The sequence below is a fragment of the Kitasatospora sp. NPDC093806 genome (assembly GCF_040683335.1).
In the GTDB taxonomy this organism is placed as follows: Bacteria; Actinomycetota; Actinomycetes; order Streptomycetales; family Streptomycetaceae; genus Kitasatospora.
This window is the reverse complement of sequence record NZ_JBFBDO010000060.1, coordinates 1-25,822: the sequence shown is the minus strand read 5'-3', so window position 1 is coordinate 25,822 and position 25,822 is coordinate 1. Positions and strand designations below refer to the sequence as shown.

At 72.0% G+C, this 25,822-nt stretch carries 20 protein-coding genes; 15 read left to right on the top strand and 5 right to left on the bottom strand.

Annotation, left to right across the window (positions count from 1 at the left end; translation table 11 throughout):
• Positions 1-186 precede the first annotated feature (186 nt).
• The 3 genes from AB0N76_RS25250 to clpX all read left to right on the top strand — a co-directional run bounded on the left by AB0N76_RS25250 (position 187) and on the right by clpX (position 3,051).
• On the top strand, positions 187-792 hold the full coding sequence (locus tag AB0N76_RS25250; RefSeq protein ID WP_363560622.1) for an ATP-dependent Clp protease proteolytic subunit: 606 nt from the start codon (positions 187-189) through the stop codon (positions 790-792).
• Between the two features lie 56 nt (positions 793-848).
• Positions 849-1,511: an ATP-dependent Clp protease proteolytic subunit gene (locus AB0N76_RS25245; RefSeq protein ID WP_148645159.1), complete on the top strand. Its 663-nt coding sequence runs from the start codon at positions 849-851 to the stop codon at positions 1,509-1,511.
• A 250-nt stretch (positions 1,512-1,761) separates the two neighbouring features.
• Positions 1,762-3,051 (top strand): ATP-dependent Clp protease ATP-binding subunit ClpX, encoded by a 1,290-nt coding sequence (clpX, locus tag AB0N76_RS25240; protein ID WP_363560580.1) that lies wholly within the window; start codon positions 1,762-1,764, stop codon positions 3,049-3,051.
• A gap of 91 nt (positions 3,052-3,142) precedes the next feature.
• Here the strand turns inward: clpX and AB0N76_RS25235 are convergent, their stop codons facing one another.
• Positions 3,143-3,304 carry a hypothetical protein gene (locus AB0N76_RS25235; RefSeq protein WP_363560578.1) on the bottom strand — a complete coding sequence of 54 codons (162 nt, stop codon included), beginning with the start codon at positions 3,302-3,304 and terminating at the stop codon, positions 3,143-3,145.
• Positions 3,305-3,534: 230 nt separating this feature from the next.
• Here AB0N76_RS25235 and AB0N76_RS25230 point away from each other — a divergent pair, with 230 nt between their 5' ends.
• Positions 3,535-6,174: a valine--tRNA ligase gene (locus AB0N76_RS25230; RefSeq protein WP_363560576.1), complete on the top strand. Its 2,640-nt coding sequence runs from the start codon at positions 3,535-3,537 to the stop codon at positions 6,172-6,174.
• A 214-nt stretch (positions 6,175-6,388) separates the two neighbouring features.
• Positions 6,389-6,964 (top strand): hypothetical protein, encoded by a 576-nt coding sequence (locus AB0N76_RS25225; RefSeq protein ID WP_363560574.1) that lies wholly within the window; start codon positions 6,389-6,391, stop codon positions 6,962-6,964.
• A 32-nt stretch (positions 6,965-6,996) separates the two neighbouring features.
• Here the strand turns inward: AB0N76_RS25225 and AB0N76_RS25220 are convergent, their stop codons facing one another.
• The 3 genes from AB0N76_RS25220 to AB0N76_RS25210 form a co-directional block, all read right to left on the bottom strand.
• On the bottom strand, positions 6,997-8,541 hold the full coding sequence (locus AB0N76_RS25220) for a glycosyl hydrolase family 18 protein (protein WP_363560572.1): 1,545 nt from the start codon (positions 8,539-8,541) through the stop codon (positions 6,997-6,999).
• 168 nt (positions 8,542-8,709) lie between these two features.
• Positions 8,710-9,870: a UDP-N-acetylglucosamine 2-epimerase (non-hydrolyzing) gene (gene wecB, locus AB0N76_RS25215; RefSeq protein ID WP_363560570.1), complete on the bottom strand. Its 1,161-nt coding sequence runs from the start codon at positions 9,868-9,870 to the stop codon at positions 8,710-8,712.
• A gap of 51 nt (positions 9,871-9,921) precedes the next feature.
• Positions 9,922-11,355, bottom strand: coding sequence for a glycosyltransferase family 2 protein (locus tag AB0N76_RS25210; RefSeq protein ID WP_363560568.1), 1,434 nt, complete (start codon positions 11,353-11,355; stop codon positions 9,922-9,924).
• A gap of 207 nt (positions 11,356-11,562) precedes the next feature.
• Here AB0N76_RS25210 and AB0N76_RS25205 point away from each other — a divergent pair, with 207 nt between their 5' ends.
• From AB0N76_RS25205 to rodA, 8 genes are all read left to right on the top strand, one after another.
• A complete protein-coding gene (locus tag AB0N76_RS25205; protein WP_363560620.1) occupies positions 11,563-12,930 on the top strand; it encodes a folylpolyglutamate synthase/dihydrofolate synthase family protein in 1,368 nt (455 codons plus the stop codon).
• A 2-nt stretch (positions 12,931-12,932) separates the two neighbouring features.
• Entirely contained in the window at positions 12,933-13,271 is a 339-nt protein-coding gene (locus tag AB0N76_RS25200) for a DUF4233 domain-containing protein (RefSeq protein ID WP_363560566.1), read from the top strand.
• Between the two features lie 133 nt (positions 13,272-13,404).
• The gene (gene ndk / locus AB0N76_RS25195) at positions 13,405-13,818 is read left to right on the top strand and encodes a nucleoside-diphosphate kinase (protein WP_363560564.1); all 414 of its coding nucleotides are present in this window, start codon (positions 13,405-13,407) and stop codon (positions 13,816-13,818) included.
• Positions 13,819-14,126: 308 nt separating this feature from the next.
• Complete coding sequence (locus tag AB0N76_RS25190; protein ID WP_363560562.1) at positions 14,127-15,164, top strand: rod shape-determining protein; 1,038 nt, start codon at positions 14,127-14,129, stop codon at positions 15,162-15,164.
• Between the two features lie 95 nt (positions 15,165-15,259).
• Positions 15,260-16,243 (top strand): rod shape-determining protein MreC, encoded by a 984-nt coding sequence (gene mreC, locus AB0N76_RS25185; RefSeq protein ID WP_363560560.1) that lies wholly within the window; start codon positions 15,260-15,262, stop codon positions 16,241-16,243.
• A 3-nt stretch (positions 16,244-16,246) separates the two neighbouring features.
• Entirely contained in the window at positions 16,247-16,891 is a 645-nt protein-coding gene (gene mreD, locus AB0N76_RS25180) for a rod shape-determining protein MreD (protein ID WP_363560558.1), read from the top strand.
• Positions 16,892-16,959: 68 nt separating this feature from the next.
• Positions 16,960-19,236, top strand: a complete 2,277-nt coding sequence (mrdA, locus tag AB0N76_RS25175) for a penicillin-binding protein 2 (RefSeq protein WP_363560556.1) — start codon at positions 16,960-16,962, stop codon at positions 19,234-19,236.
• Positions 19,233-20,435, top strand: coding sequence for a rod shape-determining protein RodA (rodA, locus tag AB0N76_RS25170; protein WP_363560554.1), 1,203 nt, complete (start codon positions 19,233-19,235; stop codon positions 20,433-20,435). The genes mrdA and rodA overlap by 4 nt, the downstream gene beginning before the upstream one ends.
• Before the next feature lie 112 nt (positions 20,436-20,547).
• Here the strand turns inward: rodA and AB0N76_RS25165 are convergent, their stop codons facing one another.
• Entirely contained in the window at positions 20,548-21,849 is a 1,302-nt protein-coding gene (locus AB0N76_RS25165) for a M14 family zinc carboxypeptidase (protein WP_363560552.1), read from the bottom strand.
• Positions 21,850-22,319: 470 nt separating this feature from the next.
• Between AB0N76_RS25165 and AB0N76_RS25160 the strand changes: the two genes are divergently transcribed.
• Both AB0N76_RS25160 and AB0N76_RS25155 read left to right on the top strand, forming a co-directional pair.
• Positions 22,320-24,245 carry a TIGR03960 family B12-binding radical SAM protein gene (locus AB0N76_RS25160; protein ID WP_363560550.1) on the top strand — a complete coding sequence of 642 codons (1,926 nt, stop codon included), beginning with the start codon at positions 22,320-22,322 and terminating at the stop codon, positions 24,243-24,245.
• A 225-nt stretch (positions 24,246-24,470) separates the two neighbouring features.
• The gene (locus tag AB0N76_RS25155) at positions 24,471-25,271 is read left to right on the top strand and encodes a TIGR03936 family radical SAM-associated protein (protein WP_363560548.1); all 801 of its coding nucleotides are present in this window, start codon (positions 24,471-24,473) and stop codon (positions 25,269-25,271) included.
• Positions 25,272-25,822 lie beyond the last annotated feature (551 nt).

Sequence of the window (25,822 nt, the reverse complement as noted above, 5' to 3'; positions counted from 1 at the left end):
GCTCACAGCGAACAGTTCTGCGTGAGGGATTCAGCGGCCCGGCCTGCGCGTTAGGGTCCATGGACAGCAACAATCACGACGTGATACCCGGAAGCTGTGCGACATCGTGACGGCCGTGGAGCGACCGTCCAAATCGACTGAGCAGGTGGCTAAGTGACGTACCCGCAGATGCAGATGCCCGGCCCGATGGCGCCGCACGCCGCCTCTGGTGACGTGCTGGGCGGCCTCGGCGACCAGGTCTACAACCGGCTGCTCAACGAGCGGATCATCTTCCTCGGCCAGCAGGTCGACGACGACATCGCCAACAAGATCACCGCTCAGCTGCTGCTGCTGGCCGCGGACCCGGACAAGGACATCTTCCTCTACATCAACTCCCCGGGCGGCTCGATCTCGGCCGGCATGGCGATCTACGACACCATGCAGTACATCAAGAACGACGTCGTCACCATCGCGATGGGCATGGCCGCCTCGATGGGCCAGTTCCTGCTGACCGCGGGTGCCAAGGGCAAGCGCTTCTCGCTGCCGAACGCCAACATCCTGATGCACCAGCCCTCCGCCGGCCTCGGCGGCTCGGCCACCGACATCCGCATCCAGGCCGAGCAGCTGCTCCGCACCAAGAAGCGGATGTCCGAGCTGATCGCCTTCCACAGCGGCCAGTCCTTCGAGCAGATCACCGCGGACTCCGACCGTGACCGCTGGTTCACCCCGGAGCAGGCCCTGGAGTACGGCCTGATCGACGCGATCATGCACAGCGCCGCGGACGTTCCCGGCGGCGGCGGCACGGGCGCCTGAGCCTCGGCCCGGCCCACGAGACCACAGCCACAACGCTCCGGAGGACCAGAACACCCATGAACATCCCCAGCCTCTCCAGCGCCAAGGCGCGCGTCGAGGACATGCGTGCCGAGGGCCGCTACATCGTCCCGCGCTTCGTCGAGCGCACCTCGCAGGGCATCCGCGAGTACGACCCGTACGCCAAGCTGTTCGAGGAGCGCATCATCTTCCTCGGCTCGCAGGTGGACGACGTGTCGGCCAACGACATCATGGCCCAGCTGCTGTGCCTGGAGTCGATGGACCCGGACCGCGAGATCCAGATGTACATCAACTCGCCCGGTGGCTCGTTCACGGCCCTGACGGCCATCTACGACACCATGCAGTACGTCAAGCCGGACATCACCACCGTCTGCATGGGCCAGGCGGCCTCGGCGGCGGCCGTGCTGCTGGCGGCCGGCACCCCCGGCAAGCGGATGGCGCTGCCGAACGCCCGGATCCTGATCCACCAGCCGTACACCGAGACCGGCCGCGGCCAGGTCTCCGACCTGGAGATCCAGGCCAAGGAGATCTTCCGGATGCGCGAGCAGCTGGAGGAGATGCTGTCGAAGCACTCCAACAAGTCGGTCGAGCAGGTCCGCGACGACATCGAGCGCGACAAGATCCTCACGGCCGAGGAGGCCGTCGAGTACGGTCTGGTCGACCTGGTCATCTCGACCCGCAAGGCCTCGCTGACCTCGTGAGGCCGGCACCCCGGAGGGCGGGGCGCGCGACCGGCTCGCGCGCCCCGCTCCCGGCACTCCGGCGGCGCCGCCAACGGCATCTGTTCGGTATCAATTCGCCCAGGGCGTAGGGCAGACCCGGCGAAGAGGACGGAATCGACGGCTCGGCAGAGTACCGTCGGATAGCGAGACCGATCGCCGTCGGCGTCGACGGTCCACAGCACCAGGCCCCGGAACCCCCGCGGGGCCCCTGGCGAAGGGGAAGCACCTCGTGGCACGCATCGGAGACGGTGGCGACCTGCTCAAGTGCTCGTTCTGCGGCAAGTCGCAGAAGCAGGTGAAGAAGCTGATCGCCGGCCCAGGCGTGTACATCTGCGACGAGTGCATCGACCTGTGCAACGAGATCATCGAGGAGGAGCTCGCCGAGACCTCCGAGGTGCGCTTCGAGGAGCTCCCGAAGCCCCGCGAGATCTACGAGTTCCTGGACCAGTACGTGGTCGGCCAGGACCTCGCCAAGAAGGCGCTGTCGGTGGCCGTCTACAACCACTACAAGCGCGTCCAGGCGGGTGAGGCCGGCCGCAGCGGCGGCAACGGCCGCGAGGACGCCATCGAGCTGGCGAAGTCCAACATCCTGCTGCTCGGCCCGACCGGCTCCGGCAAGACGCTGCTGGCGCAGACCCTGGCCCGGATGCTGAACGTGCCGTTCGCGATCGCCGACGCCACCGCACTCACCGAGGCCGGCTACGTCGGCGAGGACGTCGAGAACATCCTGCTCAAGCTGATCCAGGCGGCCGACTACGACGTCAAGAAGGCCGAGACCGGGATCATCTACATCGACGAGATCGACAAGGTCGCCCGCAAGAGCGAGAACCCGTCGATCACCCGCGACGTCTCCGGCGAGGGCGTGCAGCAGGCGCTGCTGAAGATCCTGGAGGGCACCACCGCCTCGGTGCCGCCGCAGGGCGGCCGCAAGCACCCGCACCAGGAGTTCATCCAGATCGACACCACCAACGTGCTGTTCATCGTGGGCGGCGCGTTCGCGGGCCTGGAGCGGATCATCGAGGGCCGGGCGGGTGCCAAGGGCATCGGCTTCGGCGCCACCATCCGCTCCAAGCGGGAGCTGGACGCCAGCGACCACTTCCGTCAGGTGATGCCGGAGGACCTGGTCAAGTTCGGCATGATCCCGGAGTTCATCGGCCGCCTCCCGGTGATCACCAGCGTGCACAACCTGGACCGCGAGGCGCTCCTGCAGATCCTCACCGAGCCGAAGAACGCGCTGGTCAAGCAGTACCGCAAGCTCTTCGAACTGGACGGCGTGGAGCTGGAGTTCTCCCGGGACGCGCTGGAGGCGATCGCCGACCAGGCGATCCTGCGCGGGACCGGCGCGCGGGGCCTGCGGGCCATCATGGAGGAGGTGCTGATGTCCGTGATGTACGAGGTGCCGTCGCGTCAGGACGTCGCCCGCGTGGTGGTGACCGGGGACGTCGTCTCCAAGCACGCCATCCCGACCCTGGTGCCGCGCGACATGATCAAGCGGGAGCGGCGCGAGAAGAGCGCCTGACCGCCCGGCCCGTGAGGCCGCGAGCCCGTGACGAGGGGCCCCGGAACCGTCCGACGGTTCCGGGGCCCCTCGTCGTCGCCGTCCCGCCGGACTACTTCGGGACCTCGGCCTCGGCGCGCAGGTCGCGGGTGTCGCCGGCGAGCCGGTCGAGATCCGGGCGCTTGCCCTCCTCGGGGGCGCTCATCACCATCACCAGGCTGCTGTTGTCGGCCCAGGCGCAGACGCCCAGGTCGGTGCCGTTCTGGCTGGCCACGCCGCACTCCATGGTGCCGCCTTTGGGGCGCGCCGCCGTACGGCTGCCCGGCGGGTGGCGGCGGGGTGCCGTAGGGGTTCTGCTCGGTCACGGTGGCCCTTTCTGGGACGGCGGTGCCGGCGTCGACGGAGGTCGCGGGGAATGCCCGGGCACGTTATCGCACCGGCCCGTCGCCGGGCCGGGGAAAAGCGGTTCGTAACCCGGTTCCCGGGTTACGTAAACTGTCCGTCGTGACCGACACCACGAACCAGCGCCCCGCGAGCACTCCTGCCGGGGACGACGCAGCCACCCTCCCGACGACCTACGCTCCGGCGGACGTAGAGGGCGAGCTGTACGAGCGCTGGGTAGAGCGCGGTTACTTCACCGCCGACGCCAAGAGCGACAAGCCCCCGTACACCATCGTCATCCCGCCGCCGAACGTCACCGGCTCGCTCCACCTGGGCCACGCCTTCGAGCACACGCTGATCGACGCGCTGGTCCGCCGCAAGCGGATGCAGGGCTACGAGGCGCTGTGGCAGCCCGGCATGGACCACGCCGGCATCGCCACCCAGAACGTGGTCGAGCGCGAGCTCGCCAAGGAGGGCAAGTCCCGGCACGACCTGGGCCGCGAGGCCTTCGTCGAGCGGGTCTGGAAGTGGAAGGCGGAGTCCGGCGGCCAGATCTCCGGCCAGATGCGCCGCCTCGGCGACGGCGTCGACTGGTCCCGCGAGCGCTTCACCATGGACGAGGGCCTCTCCCAGGCCGTCCAGACCATCTTCAAGAAGCTCTTCGACGACGAGCTGATCTACCGCGCCGAGCGCATCATCAACTGGTGCCCGCGCTGCCTGACCGCCATCTCGGACATCGAGGTGGAGTACCAGGACGACGACGGCGAGCTGGTCTCGATCCGCTACGGCGAGGGCGAGAACGCGATCGTCGTCGCCACCACCCGGGCCGAGACGATGCTCGGCGACACCGCCGTCGCCGTCCACCCGGAGGACGAGCGCTACAAGCACCTGGTCGGCACCGAGATCGAGCTGCCGCTCACCGGCCGCCGGATCCCGATCGTCGCCGACGAGCACGTCGACCCGGAGTTCGGCACCGGCGCCGTCAAGGTGACGCCGGCCCACGACCCGAACGACTTCGAGATCGGCCAGCGCCACGGCCTGCCGAACATCGCGGTCATGGACGAGCACGCGGTCATCACCGCGCACGGCCCGTTCCTCGGCCTGGACCGGCTGGAGGCCCGCTCGGCGATCGTCGCCGCGCTGCGCGCCGAGGGCCGGATCGTCGCCGAGAAGCGCCCGTACGTCCACTCGGTCGGCCACTGCTCGCGCTGCAAGACCACCATCGAGCCGCGGCTGTCCATGCAGTGGTGGGTCAAGGTCGGCCCGCTCGCCCAGGCCGCCGGTGACGCCGTCCGCGACGGCAAGGTCAAGATCCACCCGCAGGAGATGGAGAAGCGCTACTTCGACTGGGTGGACAACCTGCACGACTGGTGCATCTCGCGCCAGCTCTGGTGGGGCCACCGGATCCCGGTCTGGTACGGCCCGAACGGCGAGATCGTCTGCGTCGGCCCGGACGAGCAGCCGCCGACCGGCGAGGGCTGGCACCAGGACACCGACGTCCTCGACACCTGGTTCTCCTCCGGCCTGTGGCCCTTCTCGACCCTGGGCTGGCCGGAGCAGACCGACAGCCTGGCGAAGTTCTACCCGAACTCCGTCCTGGTCACCGGCTACGACATCCTGTTCTTCTGGGTCGCCCGGATGATGATGTTCGGCCTGTACGCGATGGACGGCACCCCGCCGTTCCACACCATCGCGCTGCACGGCATGGTCCGGGACCAGAACGGCAAGAAGATGTCGAAGTCCTTCGGCAACGTCGTCAACCCGCTGGACTGGATGGACAAGTACGGCTCCGACGCGCTGCGCTTCACGCTGGCGCGCGGTGCCAACCCGGGCGTCGACGTCCCGATCGGCGAGGACTGGGTCCAGGCGGCCCGCAACTTCGCCAACAAGATCTGGAACGCCACCCGGTTCGCGCTGATGAACGGCGCCACCGTCGAGGGCCCGCTGCCCGCGCCGGAGGAGCTGACCTCGGCCGACCGCTGGATCCTGTCGCGGCTGAACAGCACCGTGGCCGAGGTCGACGGGCTGTACGACGACTACCAGTTCTCCAAGCTCTCCGAGGCGCTGTACCACTTCGCCTGGGACGAGGTCTTCGACTGGTACGTCGAGCTCTCCAAGACCACCCTGGCCAAGGGCGGCCCGCAGGCCGACGCCGCGCGCCGGGTGCTCGGCGAGGTCCTGGACGTGACGCTGCGCCTGCTCCACCCGGTGATGCCGTTCGTCACCGAGACCCTGTGGACCACGCTGACCGGGGCCGAGTCGGTCGTCATCTCCGACTGGCCGCAGGACAGCGGCTTCCGCGACGCCGCCGCGGAGGCGGAGATCGCCAGCCTCCAGCAGGTGGTCACCGAGGTCCGCCGGTTCCGCACCGACCAGGGCCTGAAGCCGGGCCAGAAGGTCCCGGCGAAGCTGGAGCTCGACGGCACCGAGCTGGTCGTCCACGAGGACGCGATCCGTTCGCTGCTGCGGCTGACCGTCCCGGAGGAGGGCTTCGCGGCCACCGCGTCGCTGCCGGTCGCCGGCGCCACCGTGGCGCTCGACCTGTCCGGCACGATCGACGTCGCGGCGGAGCGCAAGCGCCTCGCCAAGGACCTCGCGGCGGCCGAGAAGGAGAAGGCCCAGACGAGCGCCAAGCTCGGCAACGAGGCGTTCCTCGCCAAGGCGCCGGACGACGTGGTCGCCAAGATCCGGGCCCGTCAGGAGGCCGCCGAGGCCGACATCGCCCGGATCACCGCCCAGCTCGCGGCGCTGCCGCAGGGCTGATCCGCCGACGGTTCCACCGGAGCCGCATCCCGCCGACGCGGGGTGCGGCTCCTCCGTTTTTCCGGAGGTCGGGTAATCGTGCCTCCCAATAGCCCAATCCATTGCTCCCTTCCGGCGAATATTCATCCTGGACCGGGTGAGGTCCTATTCCGCCCGAATTCATTCCGGTCTTGCCCGCGCGGGTTCGCGGAAGTTTGCAGGTCGGCTGTGTACGGTGTGCTTCGAGTTCAGCGGAGCCGAGGAGCGACGGGAGGGCACGGGCGTGGTGGTGACCGAGGAGTTGGCCGACGAACTGCCTGCCGAGGCGGTCGAGGGGGCCAAGGCGCGGGCGGCGACGCTGCTGCTGGCGTTCCGGCACGGAAACCAGCTGGCGTTCGACCACGCGCTGGACCGGCTGCTGGAGGAGCACGCCGAGCGCGAGGTGACCACGCTGCTCACCTGGATCGCCGCCGAGGCCGTCCGCAAGGCCTACGCCCCCGAGGTCGGCGACCGGGTGCTGCGGTCGATGGCCCGGCGCGCCCCGCACGACACCGGCGCGGTGGCCGTGGACGAGGAGAGCGTGGGCGCGGCCCGGCTGATCGAGGCGGTCGCGGCGGGCGAGGTGGCCGAGGTCCGCGGCCTGGTCGCCGCCACCCCGGACACCACCTTCCTGCTGGGCGGGCTGCTGCAGGGCGTGGCGATGATGCTGCCGCTGCTGCCGGAGGGCGAGCTGGCCGAGATCACCGCCGAGCTGCGCCGCCGCCACGGCGGCGCGGCCGCCGAGATCCCGGAGGCCCGGGCGGGGGTGTAGTGCCCCGCCCGGGCTGTGGGTGCCGGAGCCGGTTACGGCATCGCGTGCAGGTGGGAGCCGACGGTGCCGGCGATGCCGCCGCCCGCCTTGGCGTCCCAGTTGGTCGACCAGGTCATCGCCCCGCCGATGCCGGGCCACTTGGTGTCGGGCTTGAAGCTGCCGCAGCCGGTGCCGGCGGCCAGGCAGTCCAGCGCGCTGTTGACCACGGCCGGGCTGACGTAGCCGCCGCCCGCCGCGCTGGTGGAGGCCGGCACGCCGAGCCCCACCTGGTCGGGCCGCAGCCCGCCCTTGAGCTGGATGCAGGCCAGCGCGGTCAGGAAGTTGACGGTGCCCTGGGAGTAGACCTGCCCGTCGCAGCCCAGCATCGCGCCGGAGTTGTAGTACTGCATGTTGACGATGGTGAGGACGTCCTTCACGTTCAGCGCCAGCTTGAAGTACTCCGCGCCGGTCGACTGCATGTCGATGGTCTGCGGCGCCATGGTGAGCGTGAAGCCCTTGCCGGCCTTCGCCGCCAGCGCGTGCAGGGCCTGGCCCATGTAGGTGGAGCTGACGCCGTTCTCCAGGTCGATGTCGACGCCGTCGAAGCCGTAGGTCTGCATCAGCGACCAGGCGCTGTTGGCGAAGGTGGTGGCGGAGGCGGAGCTGTTCACCGAGACGGTGCCCTTCTCGCCGCCGACCGAGAGGATCACCTTCTTGCCGGCCGCCTTCTTGGCCGCGATGTCGGCCTTGAACTGGGCCTCGGTGTAGCCGCCGAGCCGGGAGGAGAGGGTCGGGTCCAGGGTGAAGGACAGCCCGCCGGGCGTGCCGGTGGCGTCGGCGAAGGAGACCGCGATGATGTCGTACGCGGCCGGCACGTCGCTGATCCGCTGCACGGTGGCGCCGTTGTCGAAGTTCTGCCAGTACCCGGTGAGCAGGTGCCGGGGCAGCCCGGGCCGGGTCGGGGTGTCGGTGGGCGTCGGGGTGCCGGTCCCGGTGCCGGTGCCGGTCGGGGTCGGCGTGCCCGAGTCGGTCGGGGTGGGCGTGGTGGCGGTCGGCGAGGGCTTGGGGTCGCCGGGGCCGAGCAGCGAGACGTCGTCGGCCAGGAAAGCCGGCTGCCCGTACCAGCCGTGCAGGTAGACGGTGACGCTGGTGGTGTTCGCCCCGGTGGTGAAGGTGGTGCTGAGCTTGGACCAGCCGGTGGCGCCGGGGGTCCAGGTGCTCGGGTCGGTGCCGCCGGTGCCGCGGGCGCCGAGGTAGACGTACGAGCCCTGGACCCAGCTGCTCAGCGTGTACGTCGAGGACGGCTTCACGGCGACGGTCTGGGAGCACTCGCCGGTGGCGCTGTTGCCGGGGGTGGAGCGCAGCGCGGCGGTGCCGGAGTGGACGGTGGTGGTCTCCGGCGCGCCGGCCGCGCAGGTCCAGCCGCCCAGGTGGTTGGCGTCCTCGAAGCCGCCGTTGGTGATCAGTTCGACGTCGGCGGCGGCGTGCGCGCCGGTGCCGCCGGCGAGGACCAGGCCGCTGAGGCCGATGGCGATGGCGCTGGCGCCGGCCAGCAGGGAGTGGACGGCGCGCGGGCGCCGGTGTCGGGCAGGTGGCATGACTCCGTCTCCTGTGGGGGAGGCCGTCGGCTCCCTGTGGGGGAGAGCCGTCCGGCTGTCGATGGTGCGGGAGCTACCGACAACTCAAGTCCCTGTCGGGGGAGGAGACTTGCCCTCAAAAGGTGGAGTAGACCAATCCGACTGTCAAGAGGGCCCGGGGGCCCGGGGTCAGGCCGCGACCGGGGTCTGCCGGTCCGTCACCAGGTGCCCGGTCAGGCCGGCGATCCGGGCCGAGGCCAGGCCGTCGCCGTACGGGCTCGGGGTGGCCGCGAGCCGGGCGAGCCGCTCGGGGGTGTCGGCGAGCCAGGCGGCGGCGAGTTCGCCGAGTTCGGCGCCGGGGGCGACCAGCGCGGCGAAGCCGGCGTCGACCGCCTCGGGCCGTTCGGTGGAGCGGCGGACCACCAGCAGCGGGCGGCCGAGCACGGTGCACTCCTCCTGCACCCCGCCGGAGTCGGAGACCAGCAGCGCGGCGTGCCGGGCGAGGCCGAGGAAGTCGGCGTAGCCGACCGGCTCGGTGACGGCGATCCGGGCCAGCAGGCCGGTCAGGTCGAAGCGTTCGACGGCGGCCCGGGTGCGCGGGTGCATCGGGAAGAGGACGGGGGTGCCGGCCCGGGCGATCCGGTCGAGTTCGGCGAGGACGGCGCCGAGCGCCTCGGCGGTGTCGGTGTTCTCCGGGCGGTGCACGGTGGCCAGCACGTAGCCGTCCGGCCGGACGCCGTGCCGGGCGAGCAGCGCGGCCCGCGCCTCGGGGTCGGGCAGCTGGCGGCGGACCACCTCGACGACGGTGTTGCCGGTGAGCGCGATCCGCCGCTCGTCCAGGGCCTCGGCGCGCAGGTTGGCGGCGTTGTCGGTGGTGGCGGCGCAGAGCAGGTCGGCGACGTGGTCGACCATCACCCGGTTGTGCTCCTCGGGCATCGCCCGGTCGAAGCTGCGCAGTCCGGCCTCGACGTGGACCAGCGGGATCTCGCGGGCGTTGGCGGCGAGGGCGCCGGCCAGGGTGGCGTTGGTGTCGCCCTGGACGACGACGGCGGCCGGGCGGTCCTCGGCGAAGGCGGCGTCGAGCTGGCCGAGCGACTGGGCGATCTGGCCGGCCCGCGGGCGGCCGCCGACGCCGGTGAGCAGTTCGGGGCAGGGCAGGTCGAGGTCGCGCAGGAAGCGGCCGGACATCGCCTCGTCCCAGTGCTGGCCGGTGTGGACCAGGCGGGTGGCGGGGCCGAGCTCGTGGATCAGCGGGGCGAGCTTGACCAGCTCGGGGCGGGTGCCGAGGACGACGGCGACGCTGCCGGGGGCGAGCGGGCGGGCGGGCTGCGGGGTCTGGCACAGGGTCATGGCGGGGGGCTCCGGTGGGGGTCGGGGCGGGGGAAGCGTGGGGGAGGGGGCTCAGGATTCGAGCGCGGTGGGGGCGCCGAGGGCGACCTTCTCGGCGTTGCGCCGGGTCTTGGCCCAGCCGTTGCGGCCGAGCAGCAGCCGGACGGCGGCCCGGGCGGCGACCACGAAGAGGTGGTAGGCGTAGAGCCAGACCAGGACGCCCCAGAGCAGTCCGGTGAGCCGGCCGCGGTCGGGGTGGACGAGCCGGCGGTAGGCGAGGCCCCAGAACACCATCGGCAGTGTGGCGAGCACGAAGACCAGCGCCATCCAGGGGCCGAAGCGCAGCTGGAAGTCGACCGTCTCCTCGGGGAAGAGCACCAGGCCGGCGCCGGTGATGGCGAAGGAGAGCGGTGTGAGGACGACCAGCAGCACGCAGACCACCGGCTGGAGGAAGGTGTAGAACACCTCGGCCTTGCCGGCGAGCCGGTAGTGCGGGGAGCGCAGCACCCGGCCGGTGTAGCGCAGGCACTGCATGTTGCCCTGGGCCCAGCGGGTGCGCTGGGTGAGGAAGCGCTTCCAGGAGACCAGCGCCTCCTGGGAGACGCTGGCGTCGGTGATGTGGGTGAGCCGCCAGCCGGCCAGCCGCAGGTCGAGGCCGGACTCGTAGTCCTCCAGCAGGGCGCGCTCGGGCCAGGGGCGGCCCGCCCGGCCCTCCTCGGCGGTGAGCGAGTCCAGGGCGGTGAGCCGGACGAACTGGCCGTTGCCGCCGAGGCCGACGCTGCCGGTGCGGCGGCGCAGCAGCTGCATGCCGGCGTTGTTGGCCTGGAACTCGACGTCCTGCATCCGGACCAGGGCGCGGGCGAGGGCGTTGGCGGTCCGGCCGCGGCCGGGCAGCGGGAGTTCGTCGTCGGCGTTGCGCATCCGGACGTTGATCTGGACCGCGCCGGTGTCGGGGCGGCCGAACGCGTGCTCGTTGCAGACCTGGTCGAGGGTGCCGTGGTCGAGCCGGCCGTCGGCGTCGACGACGCCGAGGACGACCCGGGAGCGGTCGGTGCCGGGCGGCAGCCAGGCGGAGATCTCCCGGTAGGCGGCGTTGAGGGCGGCGCCCTTGCCGATCCGGGCGTGCGGGCGGCGGCGCTGGACGAGGTGGATCCGCTCGTCGCGCGCGGCGGCGGCGAGCACCAGGTCGCGGGTGGCGTCCTCGCTGTCGTCGTCGATCACCCAGAGGTGGGCGGCGGGGGCGGCGGCCCGCAGTCCGGCCAGGGTCTGGGTGACCACGGCCTCCTCGTCGCGGCACGGGATCATCAGGTGCCACTGGAAGGCGCCGGGGTCGCCGGGGGCGGCCGGGCGGTTGTGCTTGAAGGCGTGCCGGGAGCCGGCCCAGTAGAGCAGGAAGCGGCCGAAGACCAGGAGCATGTAGCCGAGCAGTGCCAGCGAGATCAGTCCGGCGAGCCAGACGAAGCCGTCCCGGCGCAGTTCGAAGAAGTGGCGCAGGGCGTCGGGCATGGCGCAGTGCTCCTCATGATCAAAGGCTTTTTGTCTCCTTGGGATGCGAATCAATGCTTCATTGCGGTCTGATGTCGCTGAATCGATAGTAAACGTCGGAAACCATCAAGTCGGGGCAAAGTGGTCGTTCTCACCCCGTGAGGACCGGCGGGCGCCGCTCCGTAGACTGTGGTCGTGAGCGACAAGGCCGACCCGAACCCGTACACCCTGCGCCCCGCCGACGGCGGCACCGGCGACACCGGCGACGACCTGCGCGCCGTCGAGGTGGAACTCTCCGAGCGCTGGCCGGAGAACAAGCTGGAGCCCTCGCTCGACCGGATCGAGGCGCTGATGGACATCCTGGGCCAGCCCCAGCGGTCCTTCCCCTCCATCCACATCACCGGCACCAACGGCAAGACCTCCACCGCCCGGATGATCGAGCAGCTGCTCAACACCTTCGAGCTGCGCACCGGCCGCTACACCAGCCCGCACGTGGAGTCCGTCACCGAGCGGATCACCCTGGACGGCGCCCCGATCACCCCCGAGCGCTTCGTCGAGGTCTACCGCGACATCGAGCCCTACGTGCGGATGGTCGACGAGCGCGAGCCGGTCGCGATGTCCTTCTTCGAGGTGCTCACCGGCATGGCCTACGCCGCCTTCGCCGACGCGCCGGTGGACGTCGGCGTGATCGAGGTCGGCATGGGCGGCTCCTGGGACGCCACCAACGTGATCGACGCCGCCGTCGCGGTGATCACCCCGATCTCGCTGGACCACACCGACAAGCTCGGTGACACCACCGGCGAGATCGCCGTCGAGAAGTCCGGGATCGTCAAGCCGGGTTCCATCGCCGTCGTCGCCCAGCAGCAGCTGGACGCCGCCCAGACCATCCTGCGCCGGGCCGTCGAGGTGGACGCCACGGTCGCCCGCGAGGGCATGGAGTTCGGCGTGATCCGCCGCGAGGTCGCCATCGGCGGCCAGCTGGTGACGCTGCGCGGGCTCGGCGGCGAGGAGTACGAGGACGTCTTCCTCCCGCTGCACGGCGCCCACCAGGCGCAGAACGCGGCGCTCGCGCTGGCGGCGGTCGAGGCCTTCTTCGGCGTCGGCGGCGCGCGCGGCGGACAGCTGGACACGGACAAGGTGCGCCAGGCGTTCTCCGGCGTCGCCTCGCCGGGCCGGCTGGAGGTCGTCCGGCGCAGCCCCACGATCATCCTGGACGCCGCCCACAACCCGAACGGCGCGCAGGCCACCGTCACCGCGATCGGCGAGGCCTTCGGCTTCACCCGGCTGGTCGGCGTGATCGGCACCAGCGGCGACAAGGACGTGGCCGGCCTGCTGGAGGCCTTCGAGCCGATCCTGGCCGAGGTCGTCATCACCCGGAACTCCACCCACCGCGCGATGGACGTGGACGCGCTGGCCGCGCTCGCGGTCGAGGTCTTCGGCGAGGACCGGGTCCAGGTCGAGCCCCGGCTCGACGACGCGATCGCCGCCGCCGTCACCCTCGCCGAGGAGGAGGGCGACCTCGGCGGCGCCGGGGTGCTGGTCACCGGTTCGGTCATCACGGTGGGCGAGGCCCGCCTGCTGCTCGGGAGGAAGTGACGATGAGGACGCTCTGCTCCTCGACGCTGATCGGCGAGGCCCTCGTGGTGCTCTTCGCGGCCCTGGTCGCGATGCAGCTCTCCGACGTGTCCACCGGCGCGCTCTGGACGGTCAGCGGCATCGCGATGGCGCTCTGCGTCCTGCTCTGCGGCATGGTCACCCGCCCCGGCGCGGTCGCCGTCGGCTGGGCCCTGCAGCTCGGGCTGATCGCCAGCGGCTTCGTCGTGCCGACCATGTTCGGCCTCGGCGCCGTCTTCGCCGGCCTGTGGTGGTGCTCGGTGCACTACGGCCGCAAGATCGACGAGATCAAGGCCGCCCGGGCGGCCGCCGCACCGGCCTAGACCGGGCCCGGACCGGGGTCCGGCGCGTTCGCTCACGCAAGGTAACCTCTGCGGTAGTCGCACGCCGCGCGCCGCCACCGCGTGCGCGCCGAACCCGCGTGCGCGCCGAATCCCGATTCCCAGGAGACGCACCGTGTCCCAGCGCACTCTCGTCCTGCTCAAGCCCGACGCCGTCAAGCGCGGCCTGGCCGGCGAGATCATCAGCCGGATCGAGCGCAAGGCCGGCTGGCGGCTCGCCGCCGTCGAGCTGCGCACCTTCGACCGGGCGACGCTGGAGCAGCACTACGCGGAGCACGTCGGCCGTCCGTTCTACGAGCCGCTGCTGGAGTTCATGACCTCCGGCCCGTCGATCGCCCTGATCGTCGAGGGCGAGGAGGCCATCGCCGGCATCCGCATGCTGGCCGGTGCCACCAACCCGCTGGAGGCCGGCGCCGGCACCATCCGCGGCGACTACGCGACGATCACCCGCGAGAACCTCATCCACGCCTCCGACTCGGTCGAGTCCGCCGAGCGCGAGATCAAGATCTTCTTCCCGGCCCACGCCTGATCAGCCGGGCGCCGCGCGCGCCAGGGACCTTCGAAGGCCCCGGTCGGGACCATTGGCCCGGCCGGGGCATTCTTATCGGGAAATAGGGAACCAGGCCCTCCGACACGGCGTCCCAATGCCCGGAGAAGCGATCACGCCCCGGACAATGGACGGCAAGCCCCGCGTCGACGTCCGTGTCGACCGGCGTGACTACGATGGACGCGACTCAAGGGCCCGGTACGGCAGCTCAGCTGGTCTCCGCCCAAGCGTGGGCGCGCACACACCGTCCACCCCACAAGACTCCGAGCCCGGGAAGGCACCCACACCCCATGGCGAGCAACCTCTCGTTCATCGGCCGCGACTTGGCGATCGACCTCGGAACGGCCAACACGCTGGTGTACGTGAGGGGCAAGGGGATCGTCCTCAACGAGCCGTCGGTGGTCGCGGTCAACACCAACACCGGGGGGATCCTCGCCGTCGGGTCCGAGGCCAAGAAGATGATCGGGCGCACGCCCGGCAACATCGTCGCCATCCGCCCGCTCAAGGACGGCGTGATCGCCGACTTCGAGATCACCGAGCGGATGCTCCGCTACTTCATCCTCAAGATCCACCGCCGCCGCTTCCTCGCCCGCCCGCGCGTCGTCGTCTGCGTGCCCTCCGGCATCACCGGCGTCGAGCGCCGCGCCGTCATCGAGGCCTCCCTGCAGGCCGGCTGCCGCCAGGTGCACATCATCGAGGAGCCGATGGCCGCCGCCATCGGCGCCGGACTGCCCGTCCACGAGCCCACCGGCAACATGGTCGTCGACATCGGCGGCGGCACCACCGAGGTCGCCGTCATCTCGCTCGGCGGCATCGTCACCGCGCAGTCCATCCGGGTCGCCGGCGACGAGCTGGACAACGCCATCGTCCAGCACATCAAGAAGGAGTACTCGCTGCTCCTCGGCGAGCGCAGCGCCGAACAGATCAAGATGAGCATCGGCTCCGCCTTCGGCCTGGAGGGCGAGAAGGACGAGCACGCCGAGATCCGCGGCCGCGACCTGGTCAGCGGCCTGCCCAAGACCGTCGTCATCTCCGCCGCCGAGGTCCGCGAGGCCATCGACGAGCCGGTCAACTCGATCATCGACGCGGTCAAGACCACCCTCGACCAGTGCCCGCCCGAGCTCGCCGGCGACGTCATGGACCGCGGCATCGTGCTCACCGGCGGCGGCGCCCTGCTCCGCGGCCTGGACGAGCGGCTGCGCCGGGAGACCGGCATGCCGATCCACATCGCCGAGAACCCGCTGGACTCCGTCGCGCTCGGATCCGGCAAGTGCGTCGAGGAGTTCGAGGCCCTCCAGCAGGTACTCGACGCCGCGCCGCGCCGTTAGCAGAACCGACACACCAGCCGAACTGAACGGGCCCCGGCCCCGGGCCCACCGCCCGGGCCGGACGCCCAAGGGTACGAAGGGGCAGTACCAGCACCGTGAGGGACACACGAGAGAGCCGGCTGCTGCTCATCCTGCTGGTGGCGGTCGCCTTCGCGTTGATCACCGTCGACATCAAGGGCGGTGAGAGCTCCCCGCTGGGCGGCGCCCGGCGCGCCGCCGCCGCCGTCCTCGGACCGGTCGAACGCGGCGCCGCCAGCGCGGTCGACCCGGTCGCCGACACCGTCCGGGCCTTCCGCGACGCCGCCGCGAACAACGGCCGCACCGACCAGCTCGCCCGCGAGAACACCGACCTGCGGCAGAAGCTCGCCTCCTCCGACATGGCCGGCGGCCGCACCAAGCAGCTCGACGACCTGCTCCGCACCGCCGGCGCCGGCGGCTACACCGTCAAGGCCGCCCAGACCATCGCGATCGGCCCGGCCCAGGGCTTCTCCTGGACCATCACCATCGACGCCGGCAGCGACGACGGCCTCACCCGCGACATGACCGTCGTCAACGGGCAGGGCCTGGTCGGCCGGATCACCACCGTCGCCCCGACCACCGCCACCGTGCTGCTCGCCTCCGACCCCGGCTTCTCGGCCGGCACCCGGCTGGAGGCCACCGGCGAGATCGGCTTCGCCTCCGGCGGCGGCACCAGCCTGATGAAGGTCTCGCTGCTCAACGGCAAGGCCCAGGTCAAGGAGGGCGACCGGCTGGTCACCTTCGGCTCGCAGAGCGGCCGCCCCTTCGTCCCCGGCGTCCCGGTCGGCAAGGTCGTCCAGGTCGAGGCCAACCCCGGCCAGCTCACCAAGACCGTCCTGGTCGAGCCGTTCGTCCAGTTCACCCGGCTCGACCTGGTCGGCGTCGTGGTCGTCCCGCCGCGCACCGACCCGCGCGACGCCGTCCTGCCGCCCGCCCCCGGGCCGGCCGCCCCCGCATCCCAGAACCAGGGTCAGGGCCAGGCCCCGGCCGCCCCCGCCGCGCCGGCCGCGCCCAGCGCCCCGGCCGCCGCCCCGCCCGCCAAGCCCACCGGGGGGAACTGAGCCATGCGCCTCGCCCGCATCCCCGTCTCCGCCGTCCTCGTCCTGCTCGGCCTGCTGCTCCAGGTCAGCGTCTTCGGACGGCTCCAACTCCCCGGCGCCACACCGGACATACTGCTGCTCGTGGTGGTCGGCCTGGCCCTCGTCTACGGCCCCACCGGCGGCTGCCTGGTCGGCTTCGCGGCCGGTCTGCTCGCCGACCTCGCCCCGCCCTCCGACCACGCCATCGGCCGCTACGCGCTGGTGCTCTGCCTGATGGGCTACGCCGCCGGACTGCTCCGCCCCGAGCACGGCCGGCAGCGCTCCGTCTCCAGCGCGCTGCTCGTGGTCGCCGGCGCCGCGATCGCCTCCACCCTGCTGTACGCGATGGTCGGCGCCCTGGTCGGCGACACCGCCGCCCGGCACGTCGGACTCGGCCAGCTGGTGCTCACCGCCCTGCTCTACGACCTGCTGCTGGCCCCCTTCGTGGTGCCCGCCGTGATGCTGATCGGCCGCCGCTTCGGCAAGGACCCGGTGACCGTCGCCACCGGCGGCGAGGACGAGGGCGGCCCCGGCCTCGGCACCCTGGCCCGCTACCGCACCACCCGGGAGGCCTCGTCCGGCCCGGGCTACCGCAAGAAGCGCCTGCTCGGCACCGGAAAGCGCCCGTAGGACACGCCCCCCGGCCCCCGGGCCCCGAACCGGCCCGCCCGCCCGCACTGCTTTGGAGCGCACGAGACGTGAGCAACATCCCCGAGACCGGCCGTACCCGGCGGGTGACGATCCGTCTGGTGGTGCTGCAGATCCTGGTGCTCTCGCTGCTCGCCACCCTCGGCGGGCGGCTCTGGTACCTGCAGATCCGCAACGCCAGCGTGTACACCGCGAAGGCCACCGGCAACCACATCCGCGAGGTCGTCGAACCGGCCGTGCGCGGCGAGATCCTGGACGCCTCCGGCCGCATCCTGGCCGGCAACGAGACCAAGCTGGTCGTCTCGGTCAGCCGCACCGCGCTGCTCCAGCAGAAGGACGGCGGCAAGGCGGTGCTGACCCGGCTCGCCGAGGTGCTCGGGATGCCCGCCAAGGACGTCCAGGAGAAGGTCCGGCTCTGCGACGCCAAGACCCCGCAGCCCTGCTGGAACGGTTCGCCCTACCAGCCGATCCCGGTCACCAAGGAGGCGACCACCCAGCAGGCGCTGCAGATGATGGAGCGCCGCGAGGACTTCCCCGGGGTCACCGCCCAGCCGACCGCGGTGCGCCACTACACCGGCGTCGAGGGCGCCAACATGGCCCAGGTGCTCGGTTACCTCTCGCCGGTCACCGACGAGGAGGTCTCCAAGACCGCGGGCAAGACCGGCCTCGACCGCTACCTGCCGGCCGACCAGATCGGCCGGGCCGGACTGGAGTCCGTCTACGACCGCGACCTGCGCGGCAGCGCCGGCATCACCAAGCTGGAGGTCGACAACCTCGGCCGGGTGATCGGCACCGCCGACAAGGCGCCCCCGCAGACCGGCAACAACCTGGTGACCAGCATCGACGCCCGGGTGCAGAAGGCCGTCGAGGACAACCTGGCGCAGGCCATGCTGGACGCCCGGAAGACCTTCGACAAGGTCACCAACCGCAACTACGAGGCCGACTCCGGCGCCGCCGTCGTGATGGACGTGCACACCGGGCGGATCGTCGCGATGGCCAGCGCCCCCACCTACGACCCCAACCTGTGGCAGGGCGGCATCAGCGGCAAGGACTACCAGGCGCTGACCAGCAAGGAGTCCAACTTCCCGCTGCTCAACCGGGCCATACAGGGTCAGTCCGCCCCCGGCTCGACCTTCAAGGTCATCTCCACCACCGCCGCCGTCCAGGCCGGCTACTCGCTCGACGGCCGCTACGACTGCCCGAAGAGCCTGACCATCGGCGGCCGCGAGTTCAAGAACTTCGAGAGCGAGAACTTCGGGCCGATCACCCTGGAGCGGGCCCTGGAGGTGTCCTGCGACACCGTCTTCTACGGCCTGGCGTACGACCAGTGGATGAGGGACGGCGGCATCAAGCCGAAGAAGGAGCCGGGCGACTGGTTCTTCAAGACCGCCCACCAGTTCGGCCTCGGTGCCAAGACCGGCATCGACCTGCCCAGCGAGGTCCCCGGCCGGGTGCCCGACCGGCAGTGGAAGCAGTCCTTCTACGACAACAACAAGGACGCCTGGTGCAAGCAGGCGGAGAAGGGCGGCAACAGCTTCTCCGACCAGATCGCCCGGGAGAACTGCGTCGACGGCTACCAGATGCGCGCCGGTGACGCCGTCAACTTCGCGATCGGCCAGGGCGACACCCTGGTCACCCCGATCCAGATGGCCCGGATCTACTCGGCGCTCGCCAACGGCGGCACCTTCTACCGGCCGACCGTCGCCAAGGCCGTGATAAGCCCGAGCGGGGAGCTCGTCCGCGAGATCGCCCCGCACGAGGACGGCCGGCTGCCCGGCGAGCAGAAGCTGCTCAGCTACATCGACCAGGCCACCGCCGGCGTCGTCGTCCAGGGCACCGCCGCCTGGAAGTTCACCGGCGCCGGCTGGCCGCAGAACAAGATCGAGCTGCACGCCAAGACCGGCACCGCCGAGGTCGAGGGCAAGCAGACCACCTCGTGGCTGACCACCTACAGCCGCGACTACGCGGTCGTGATGACGATAAGCCAAGGTGGCACCGGCTCCGGCGGCTCCGGCGACGCCGTCCGCCGGATCTACCAGGCGCTGTACGGCGTCGACGACAAGGGCAACATCGACCAGGGCAAGGCGCTGCTCGCCAAGCCGCAGGCCGAGCTGCCCAAGTTCAACCCGGACGGCACCGCCGTCATCAAGCCCGCCTCGCTCTCCGGCACCGAGGCCGGCGCCGGCCTCGGCGACCCCGGGGTCACCGGCGGCTCGCCGCGGGTCTTCCTCGACCCGGCGCAGCCCGGCGGCGCCGCCGCCCCGGCGCTCCTGGTGGCGGACACCGCCGTCGAACCCACCCGGTCCACCGGAAGGAGCCGGGCATGAGCTCCTACGGTTCGTACCGCCAGCTGCGGCACGTCCCCCCCGGGCGCGGCGGCCTGGCCAAGTCACTGGTCAAGGAATCGCCGCTGTGGCGGATCGACTGGATACTGCTGCTGGCCGCGGTGGTCCTCTCGCTCGGCAGCTCGCTGCTGGTCTGGTCGGCCACCCGGGGACGCGACTCGCTCACCCACGGGGACCCGCAGTACTTCCTCTACCGGCACCTGACCAACGTCCTGATCGGCGCGGCGCTGTGCGCGGTGGTGATAGCGATAGGGAGCCAGCGCTTCCGGACGGTCGTGCCGTTCCTGTACGCCGGCGTCATCCTGCTGCTGGTGGCCACCCTCAGCCCGCTCGGCTCGACCATCAACGGCCAGCACTCCTGGATCCAGCTCGGCGGCGGCTTCTCCGTGCAGCCGGCCGAGTTCGCCAAGCTGGCGATCGTGCTGTCGATGGCGGTCGTGCTGTCCGAGCAGGTGGACGCGGGGGAGCGGGAGTTCCCGGCGAACCGGGCGGTGTTCCGGGCGCTGGTCTGGGCCACCGTGCCGATGGCGATCGTGATGCTGATGCCGGACGCCGGCTCGGTGATGGTGATGGCCGTCATCGTGCTCGGCATCCTGCTGGCCTCCGGCGCGGCCAACCGCTGGGTGTTCGGACTGATCCTGGCCGGGACGGGCGGCTGCGTCGCGATCTGGCAGCTCGGGGTGCTGAGCAAGTACCAGATCGACCGCTTCGCGGCCTTCGCCAACCCCGCGCTCGACCCGTCCGGCGTCGGCTACAACACCGCGCAGGCCCGGATCGCGATCGGCTCCGGCGGGCTCACCGGCAAGGGCCTGTTCCACGGGACCCAGACCACCGGGCAGTTCGTGCCGGAGCAGCAGACCGACTTCGTCTTCACGGTGGCCGGCGAGGAGCTGGGCTTCCTCGGGGCGATGGCGATCATCGTGCTGCTCGGCGTGGTGCTCTGGCGGGCCTGCCGGATCGCCCGGCACGCCACCGACCTGTACGGCACCGTCGTCGCGGCCGGGGTGGTCGCCTGGTTCGCCTTCCAGGGCTTCGAGAACATCGGGATGTGCCTGGGCATCATGCCGGTGGCCGGCATCCCGCTGCCGTTCGTCTCCTACGGCGGGTCGTCGATGTTCTCGACCTGGGTGGCGATCGGGCTGCTGCAGGCGGTGCAGAGCCAGCGGCCGATAGCGGCCTAGCGGGTCCCCCGCACGCGTCGGGGCCGGTCCGGGATCCTTCCCGGGCCGGCCCTCACGGTTCCGCGGCCCCTGCTTCCTTGGGCCCTGCTTCCCGGCTCCTCCGGGGCAAGCTTCAGCGGCGGGCGAGGAGCAGGTCGGCGGCGGCCAGCGCGGCCCGGGTCTGGTGCCCGACCTGGGTGCCGATCGGGACCCAGCGGATGCCGAGCCGGTGCAGGCCCTCCAGGCTCGCCGCGATGATCCCCCGGGCCCGCGCCCGGGCCGCGTCCGCCGCCGGGCCGCCGGAGTCGGCGAGCAGCCGCAGCAGCATCGACGCGATCCGCAGCGGCAGCCGCTGGGCGACGATCCGGGCCGTGGTCACCCGCGACACCGACAGCGGCGCGGGCGACCAGTCGGCCAGCCACTCCTCCACCAGCAGCGGGCTGACCTCCAGGTTGAACTCGATCGCCCGCAGCAGCGGCCCGTACGCCACCCCCGCGTGCGGCGGCACCTGCGGCAGCAGGCCGGTCAGCTCCGCGATCCGCTCGTGCAGGGTGCGGGCGGCCGCCCCGACGGCGGCCCGCACGTCCGGGTGCGGCCGGGCGTCGCCGACCGCGTCGATCGCCCACATCGGCACCTCCAGCACCGCCGTCACCCCGCCGTACCGCCCGGCGTACGACCAGGTGGACAGCTCGGGGCGGTCCGGCAGCGCCCGCCACCGGGTGCCCGGCGCGGGCATCACGTAGGTGCCGGGGGCCGGGCTGTCCCAGCCGACCGCGTCGTAGGAGTCGACGTCCAGCGGGATGCCGCCGCGCGCCACCGAACGGGCGAAGCCGGCGGCCAGGCCCGGCAGCGGCCGGGTCAGCTGGACGAACGCGCCGCCGAAGTCCACGCCGTGCAGCGAGCACTGCAGTACCGGGCGCAGCTCGTCGATCAGCCCGGTGAGCACCCGGCTCTCCGGCATCGGCGCGAGCGGGCCGTCCGGGGCGGGCAGCAGCTCCGGCTGCTCGTGGAAGGCCGGGCGGAAGAAGTGCTCGTAGTGCCGGGCCGGGGTGAGCGGGCCGTGCAGCCAGCCCTCGTTGAGCGCGGCGCCGTCCGGGTCCAGGCAGAGCAGCACGTGCCAGCCGACCCCCGGGCGGGGCGGCAGCTCCAGCACCCGCTCGGCCAGTCCGACGGCCGCCGCCAGGCCGACCGGCTCGTTCGGGTGCGGGCCGCCGACCGCCAGCACGGTCCGCTCGCCGTCGTCCACCGAGAGCAGGAACAGCGGGCGGCCGGCCCGGGAGCGGCCCACCTCGCGCAGCCGGCAGCGGTCAGGGTGGCGGTGGACCAGTCGGCGGGCCGCGGTGACGGCGCGGGCCACCGTCGGATAGGTCTCGGTGTCCTGCCGGTCCTGGCGCGGGGCGTCGATCCGGCGTACCCGTGGGCCCGTGTCGGTCATGGCTCTCCTGTCCTCGGGGGCGGCGGGGCAGCGCGGTCGGCGGCCTCGGTCGGGAGGGCGGCGCCGGTCGCGCCGGGCGGGCGCGGCACGTCTGCTGCGCGCGCGGCCAACTCCCTTGTCACGAGGGCGCACGGGACCTTCCGGTGGAGCCTTGCCAGTACCGCACGCGGCCTCGGAGCGTGTCAACAGTCGTCGGCTTCCGGCGGTCAGACCGCGTTCACGTGCCGGGACGGGCCAGGTTGCCCCGCGGACGCGTGCGTTCCGGGCGGGCGCGCGGGGCGGCCCGGCGGGGGCCGGGCGGGGGCCGGACGGCGGCCCGCCGGGGTCCGCGCGGAGGGCCGCCGGGGGCCGGAGGGGGGTCGGGGCCGGACGGGAACGGGGCGGACTGGGCTACCCTTGAGGGTCACCCCTCCCAGCCGTCGCCCCGCGGAGCGCGCGGCGGTCCCGAACGTCGTAAGGGTTCCTAGTACATGACTGTCGAATCGGTCTTCCCACGCCTGGAGGCCCTCCTCCCGCACGTCCAGAAGCCGATCCAGTACGTCGGCGGCGAGCTCAACTCGACCGTCAAGGACTGGGACGCCTGCGACGTCCGCTGGGCGCTGATGTACCCCGACGCCTACGAGGTCGGCCTGCCCAACCAGGGCGTCATGATCCTCTACGAGGTGCTCAACGAGCAGGAGGGGGTCCTGGCCGAGCGCACCTACAGCGTCTGGCCGGACCTCGAGGCGCTGATGCGCGAGCACGGCGTCCCCCAGTTCACCGTGGACGCCCACCGGCCGGTGCGCGCCTTCGACGTGTTCGGGCTCTCCTTCTCCACCGAGCTCGGCTACACCAACATGCTGGCCGCCCTCGAACTGGCCGGCATCCCGCTGGACGCCCGCGACCGGACCGACGAGGACCCGATCGTGCTGGCCGGCGGCCACGCCGCGTTCAACCCGGAGCCGATCGCCGACTTCATCGACTGCGCCGTGATCGGCGACGGCGAGCAGGCCGTCCTCGACATGACGAAGATCATCCGGGAGTGGAAGGCCGAGGGCCGCCCCGGCGGCCGCGACGAGGTGCTGCTGCGCCTCGCCAAGACCGGCGGCGTGTACGTGCCCAAGTTCTACGACGTCGAGTACCTGGCCGACGGCCGGATCGGCCGCGTCGTGCCGAACGCCCCCGGCGTGCCGTGGCGGGTCTCCAAGCACACCGTCATGGACCTCGACGAGTGGCCCTACCCCAAGCAGCCGCTCGTCCCGCTCGCCGAGACCGTGCACGAGCGGATGTCCGTGGAGATCTTCCGCGGCTGCACCCGCGGCTGCCGCTTCTGCCAGGCCGGCATGATCACGCGCCCCGTGCGGGAGCGAAGCATCACCGGCATCGGCGAGATGGTCGAGCGCGGACTGAAGGCCACCGGCTTCGAGGAGGTCGGCCTGCTGTCGCTCTCCTCCGCCGACCACACCGAGATCGGTGACGTCGCCAAGGGCCTGGCCGACCGCTACGCCGAGGACAAGATCGGCCTGTCGCTGCCGTCCACCCGAGTGGACGCCTTCAACATCGACCTCGCCAACGAGCTCAGCCGCAACGGCCGCCGCTCCGGCCTCACCTTCGCCCCCGAGGGCGGCAGCGAGCGCCTGCGCAAGGTGATCAACAAGATGGTGTCGGAGGAGGACCTGATCCGCACCGTCGCCACCGCCTACGGCAACGGCTGGCGCCAGGTGAAGCTGTACTTCATGTGCGGCCTGCCCACCGAGACCGACGAGGACGTGCTCCAGATCGGCGAGATGGCGAAGAACGTCATCCAGAAGGGCCGCGAGGTCACCGGCCAGAACGACATCCGCTGCACCGTCTCCATCGGCGGGTTCGTGCCCAAGCCGCACACCCCGTTCCAGTGGGCCCCGCAGCTGTCCGCCGAGGCCACCGACGCCCGCCTGGCCAAGCTGCGCGACTCCATCCGCGGCGACCGCAAGTACGGCAAGAACATCGGCTACCGCTACCACGACGGCAAGCCCGGCATCGTCGAGGGCCTGCTCTCCCGCGGCGACCGCCGGATCGGCGCCGTCATCCGCGCGGTCTACGAGGACGGCGGCCGCTTCGACGGCTGGCGCGAGCACTTCTCCTACGACCGCTGGATGGCCTCCGCCGAGAAGGGCCTGGCCGGCACCGGCGTCGACGTCGACTGGTACACCACCCGCGAGCGCACCTACGAGGAGGTGCTGCCCTGGGACCACCTGGACAGCGGCCTCGACAAGGACTGGCTGTGGGAGGACTGGCAGGACGCCCTGGAGGAGGTCGAGGTCGACGACTGCCGCTGGACCCCCTGCTTCGACTGCGGCGTCTGCCCGCAGATGGACACCCAGATCCAGATCGGCCCCACCGGCAAGAAGCTGCTGCCGCTCAGCGTGGTGAAGTAGTCACATGAGGTGAATTCCCCCGTCGGACTTCCGGCGGGGGAATTCGCGTGTCCGGGGGCCGCCGAGCAGGGGCGGGGCGTGGGGGTGGCGGGGACGCGTACCCTTTGAGGTGACAGAGTCCGGACAGTGGCGGGAAACCGCCGCCGTCGCGGACGGGGAAAACTGACTAAGGACTGAGCGACCCTGGCACGCCGCACGCCCGACGGTCCGCCGCCCGCGCCGACGGTGCAGCGGATCCGTCTCCGCTACACCAAGCGCGGCCGGCTCCGCTTCACCAGCCACCGCGACTTCCAGCGCGCCTTCGAGCGCGCCCTGCGCCGGTCGGCGGTGCCGATGGCCTACTCGGCCGGCTTCACCCCCCACCCCAAGGTCTCCTACGCCAACGCCGCGCCGACCGGCGTGGCGAGCGAGGCGGAGTACCTGGAGATCGGACTCGCCGCCCCCCGTGACCCGGAGGAGCTGCGCGCGCAGCTGGACGAGTCACTGCCGGCCGGTCTGGACGTGATCGACGCGGTCGAGGTCCGCACGCCCAACTTCGTGGAGCGCCTGGAGGCCTCCGAGTGGCAGGTCCGGCTGGCCGGCGTCACTCCGGAGGAGGCGGCCCGCGCGGCCGCGGCGTTCCTGGCCGAGGAGCGGGTCGAGGTCGAACGCCTCACCAAGAACGGCGTGCGGGTCTTCGACGCGCGCGGTGCGGTGGCGGCGCTCGAAATCCTCCCGCCGCAGGTCGACGGCGGTACGGACACGGGCGGCGAAGGGGGCCGCGATGTTCGGACCGGCGGTCCCTGTGCGATACTGCGCCTGGTAGTACGACACGCCACACCCGCCGTACGACCCGACGACGTGTTGTCCGGTCTCCGTGCGACGGCCGACCTGGCGCCGCCGGTCCCCGCAGAGGTGACCAGGCTGGCGCAGGGGCCGCTCGACGAGGGGACCGGCACGGTGACCGACCCGTTGGCGCTCGACCGCGCCGCGGCCCCGGCCGGCCCTGTGACGGCCGGCGAGCCGCGCGCAACCGCGTCCGCCTAGCGGGCGGAGGCCGGGTCCAGTTCCGTAACTGGCCCGCTGGTCCTCCAGGCCCCCGCGGCTCCCCAGGGGAGCGAGCGTCGTCGAAGCACAGGCCGGCCTCTTGCGGCCCGCCGACCCCGATGGTCGGTGGGCCCGAGGACCCCGTCCGGGAGCCACCCGGGGTTGGGGGACGGCGCAGCTTGGGAAAACCTCAGAAGACTGGTCAGACCAGAAGACTTTCGACACCCCGCCGAGCGCGGGGCGCCGAGCGAGACTACGAGCCCCTGTGCGGCCTCGCGTCCGCACGGCGGCACCGTGAAAGGGTCCGGCCCGAGCATCCTCGCGATGCCGGCCGGCCACCGGTGCCCCGCCGTGCCCGGATGTGGAGCCCGGGGGCCTGACGGGAGATCCACCCGCATGCTCGATAACACCGATCCGCAGCAGTCTGCGGCAACGGAACCGAACGACACCGCCGTCACCGGTGGCGAGGGCGCGTCCGCCGCGCCGCCGCGCCGGCGCCGCCGCGCCGTGTCCCGCCCGGCCGGTGCGCCGCAGGGCGCCGCCGAGGCGGT

Coding starts and splice junctions, on each gene's coding strand:
- AB0N76_RS25210 (WP_363560568.1), bottom strand. CDS start 11,355: ATGCCCGACGCCCTGCGCCACTTCTTCGAACTGCGCCGGGACGGCTTC.
- AB0N76_RS25220 (WP_363560572.1), bottom strand. CDS start 8,541: ATGCCACCTGCCCGACACCGGCGCCCGCGCGCCGTCCACTCCCTGCTG.
- AB0N76_RS25160 (WP_363560550.1), top strand. CDS start 22,320: ATGACTGTCGAATCGGTCTTCCCACGCCTGGAGGCCCTCCTCCCGCAC.
- AB0N76_RS25165 (WP_363560552.1), bottom strand. CDS start 21,849: ATGACCGACACGGGCCCACGGGTACGCCGGATCGACGCCCCGCGCCAG.
- rodA (WP_363560554.1), top strand. CDS start 19,233: ATGAGCTCCTACGGTTCGTACCGCCAGCTGCGGCACGTCCCCCCCGGG.
- mreD (WP_363560558.1), top strand. CDS start 16,247: ATGCGCCTCGCCCGCATCCCCGTCTCCGCCGTCCTCGTCCTGCTCGGC.
- wecB (WP_363560570.1), bottom strand. CDS start 9,870: ATGACCCTGTGCCAGACCCCGCAGCCCGCCCGCCCGCTCGCCCCCGGC.
- AB0N76_RS25200 (WP_363560566.1), top strand. CDS start 12,933: ATGAGGACGCTCTGCTCCTCGACGCTGATCGGCGAGGCCCTCGTGGTG.
- AB0N76_RS25250 (WP_363560622.1), top strand. CDS start 187: ATGGCGCCGCACGCCGCCTCTGGTGACGTGCTGGGCGGCCTCGGCGAC.
- AB0N76_RS25245 (WP_148645159.1), top strand. CDS start 849: ATGAACATCCCCAGCCTCTCCAGCGCCAAGGCGCGCGTCGAGGACATG.
- AB0N76_RS25190 (WP_363560562.1), top strand. CDS start 14,127: ATGGCGAGCAACCTCTCGTTCATCGGCCGCGACTTGGCGATCGACCTC.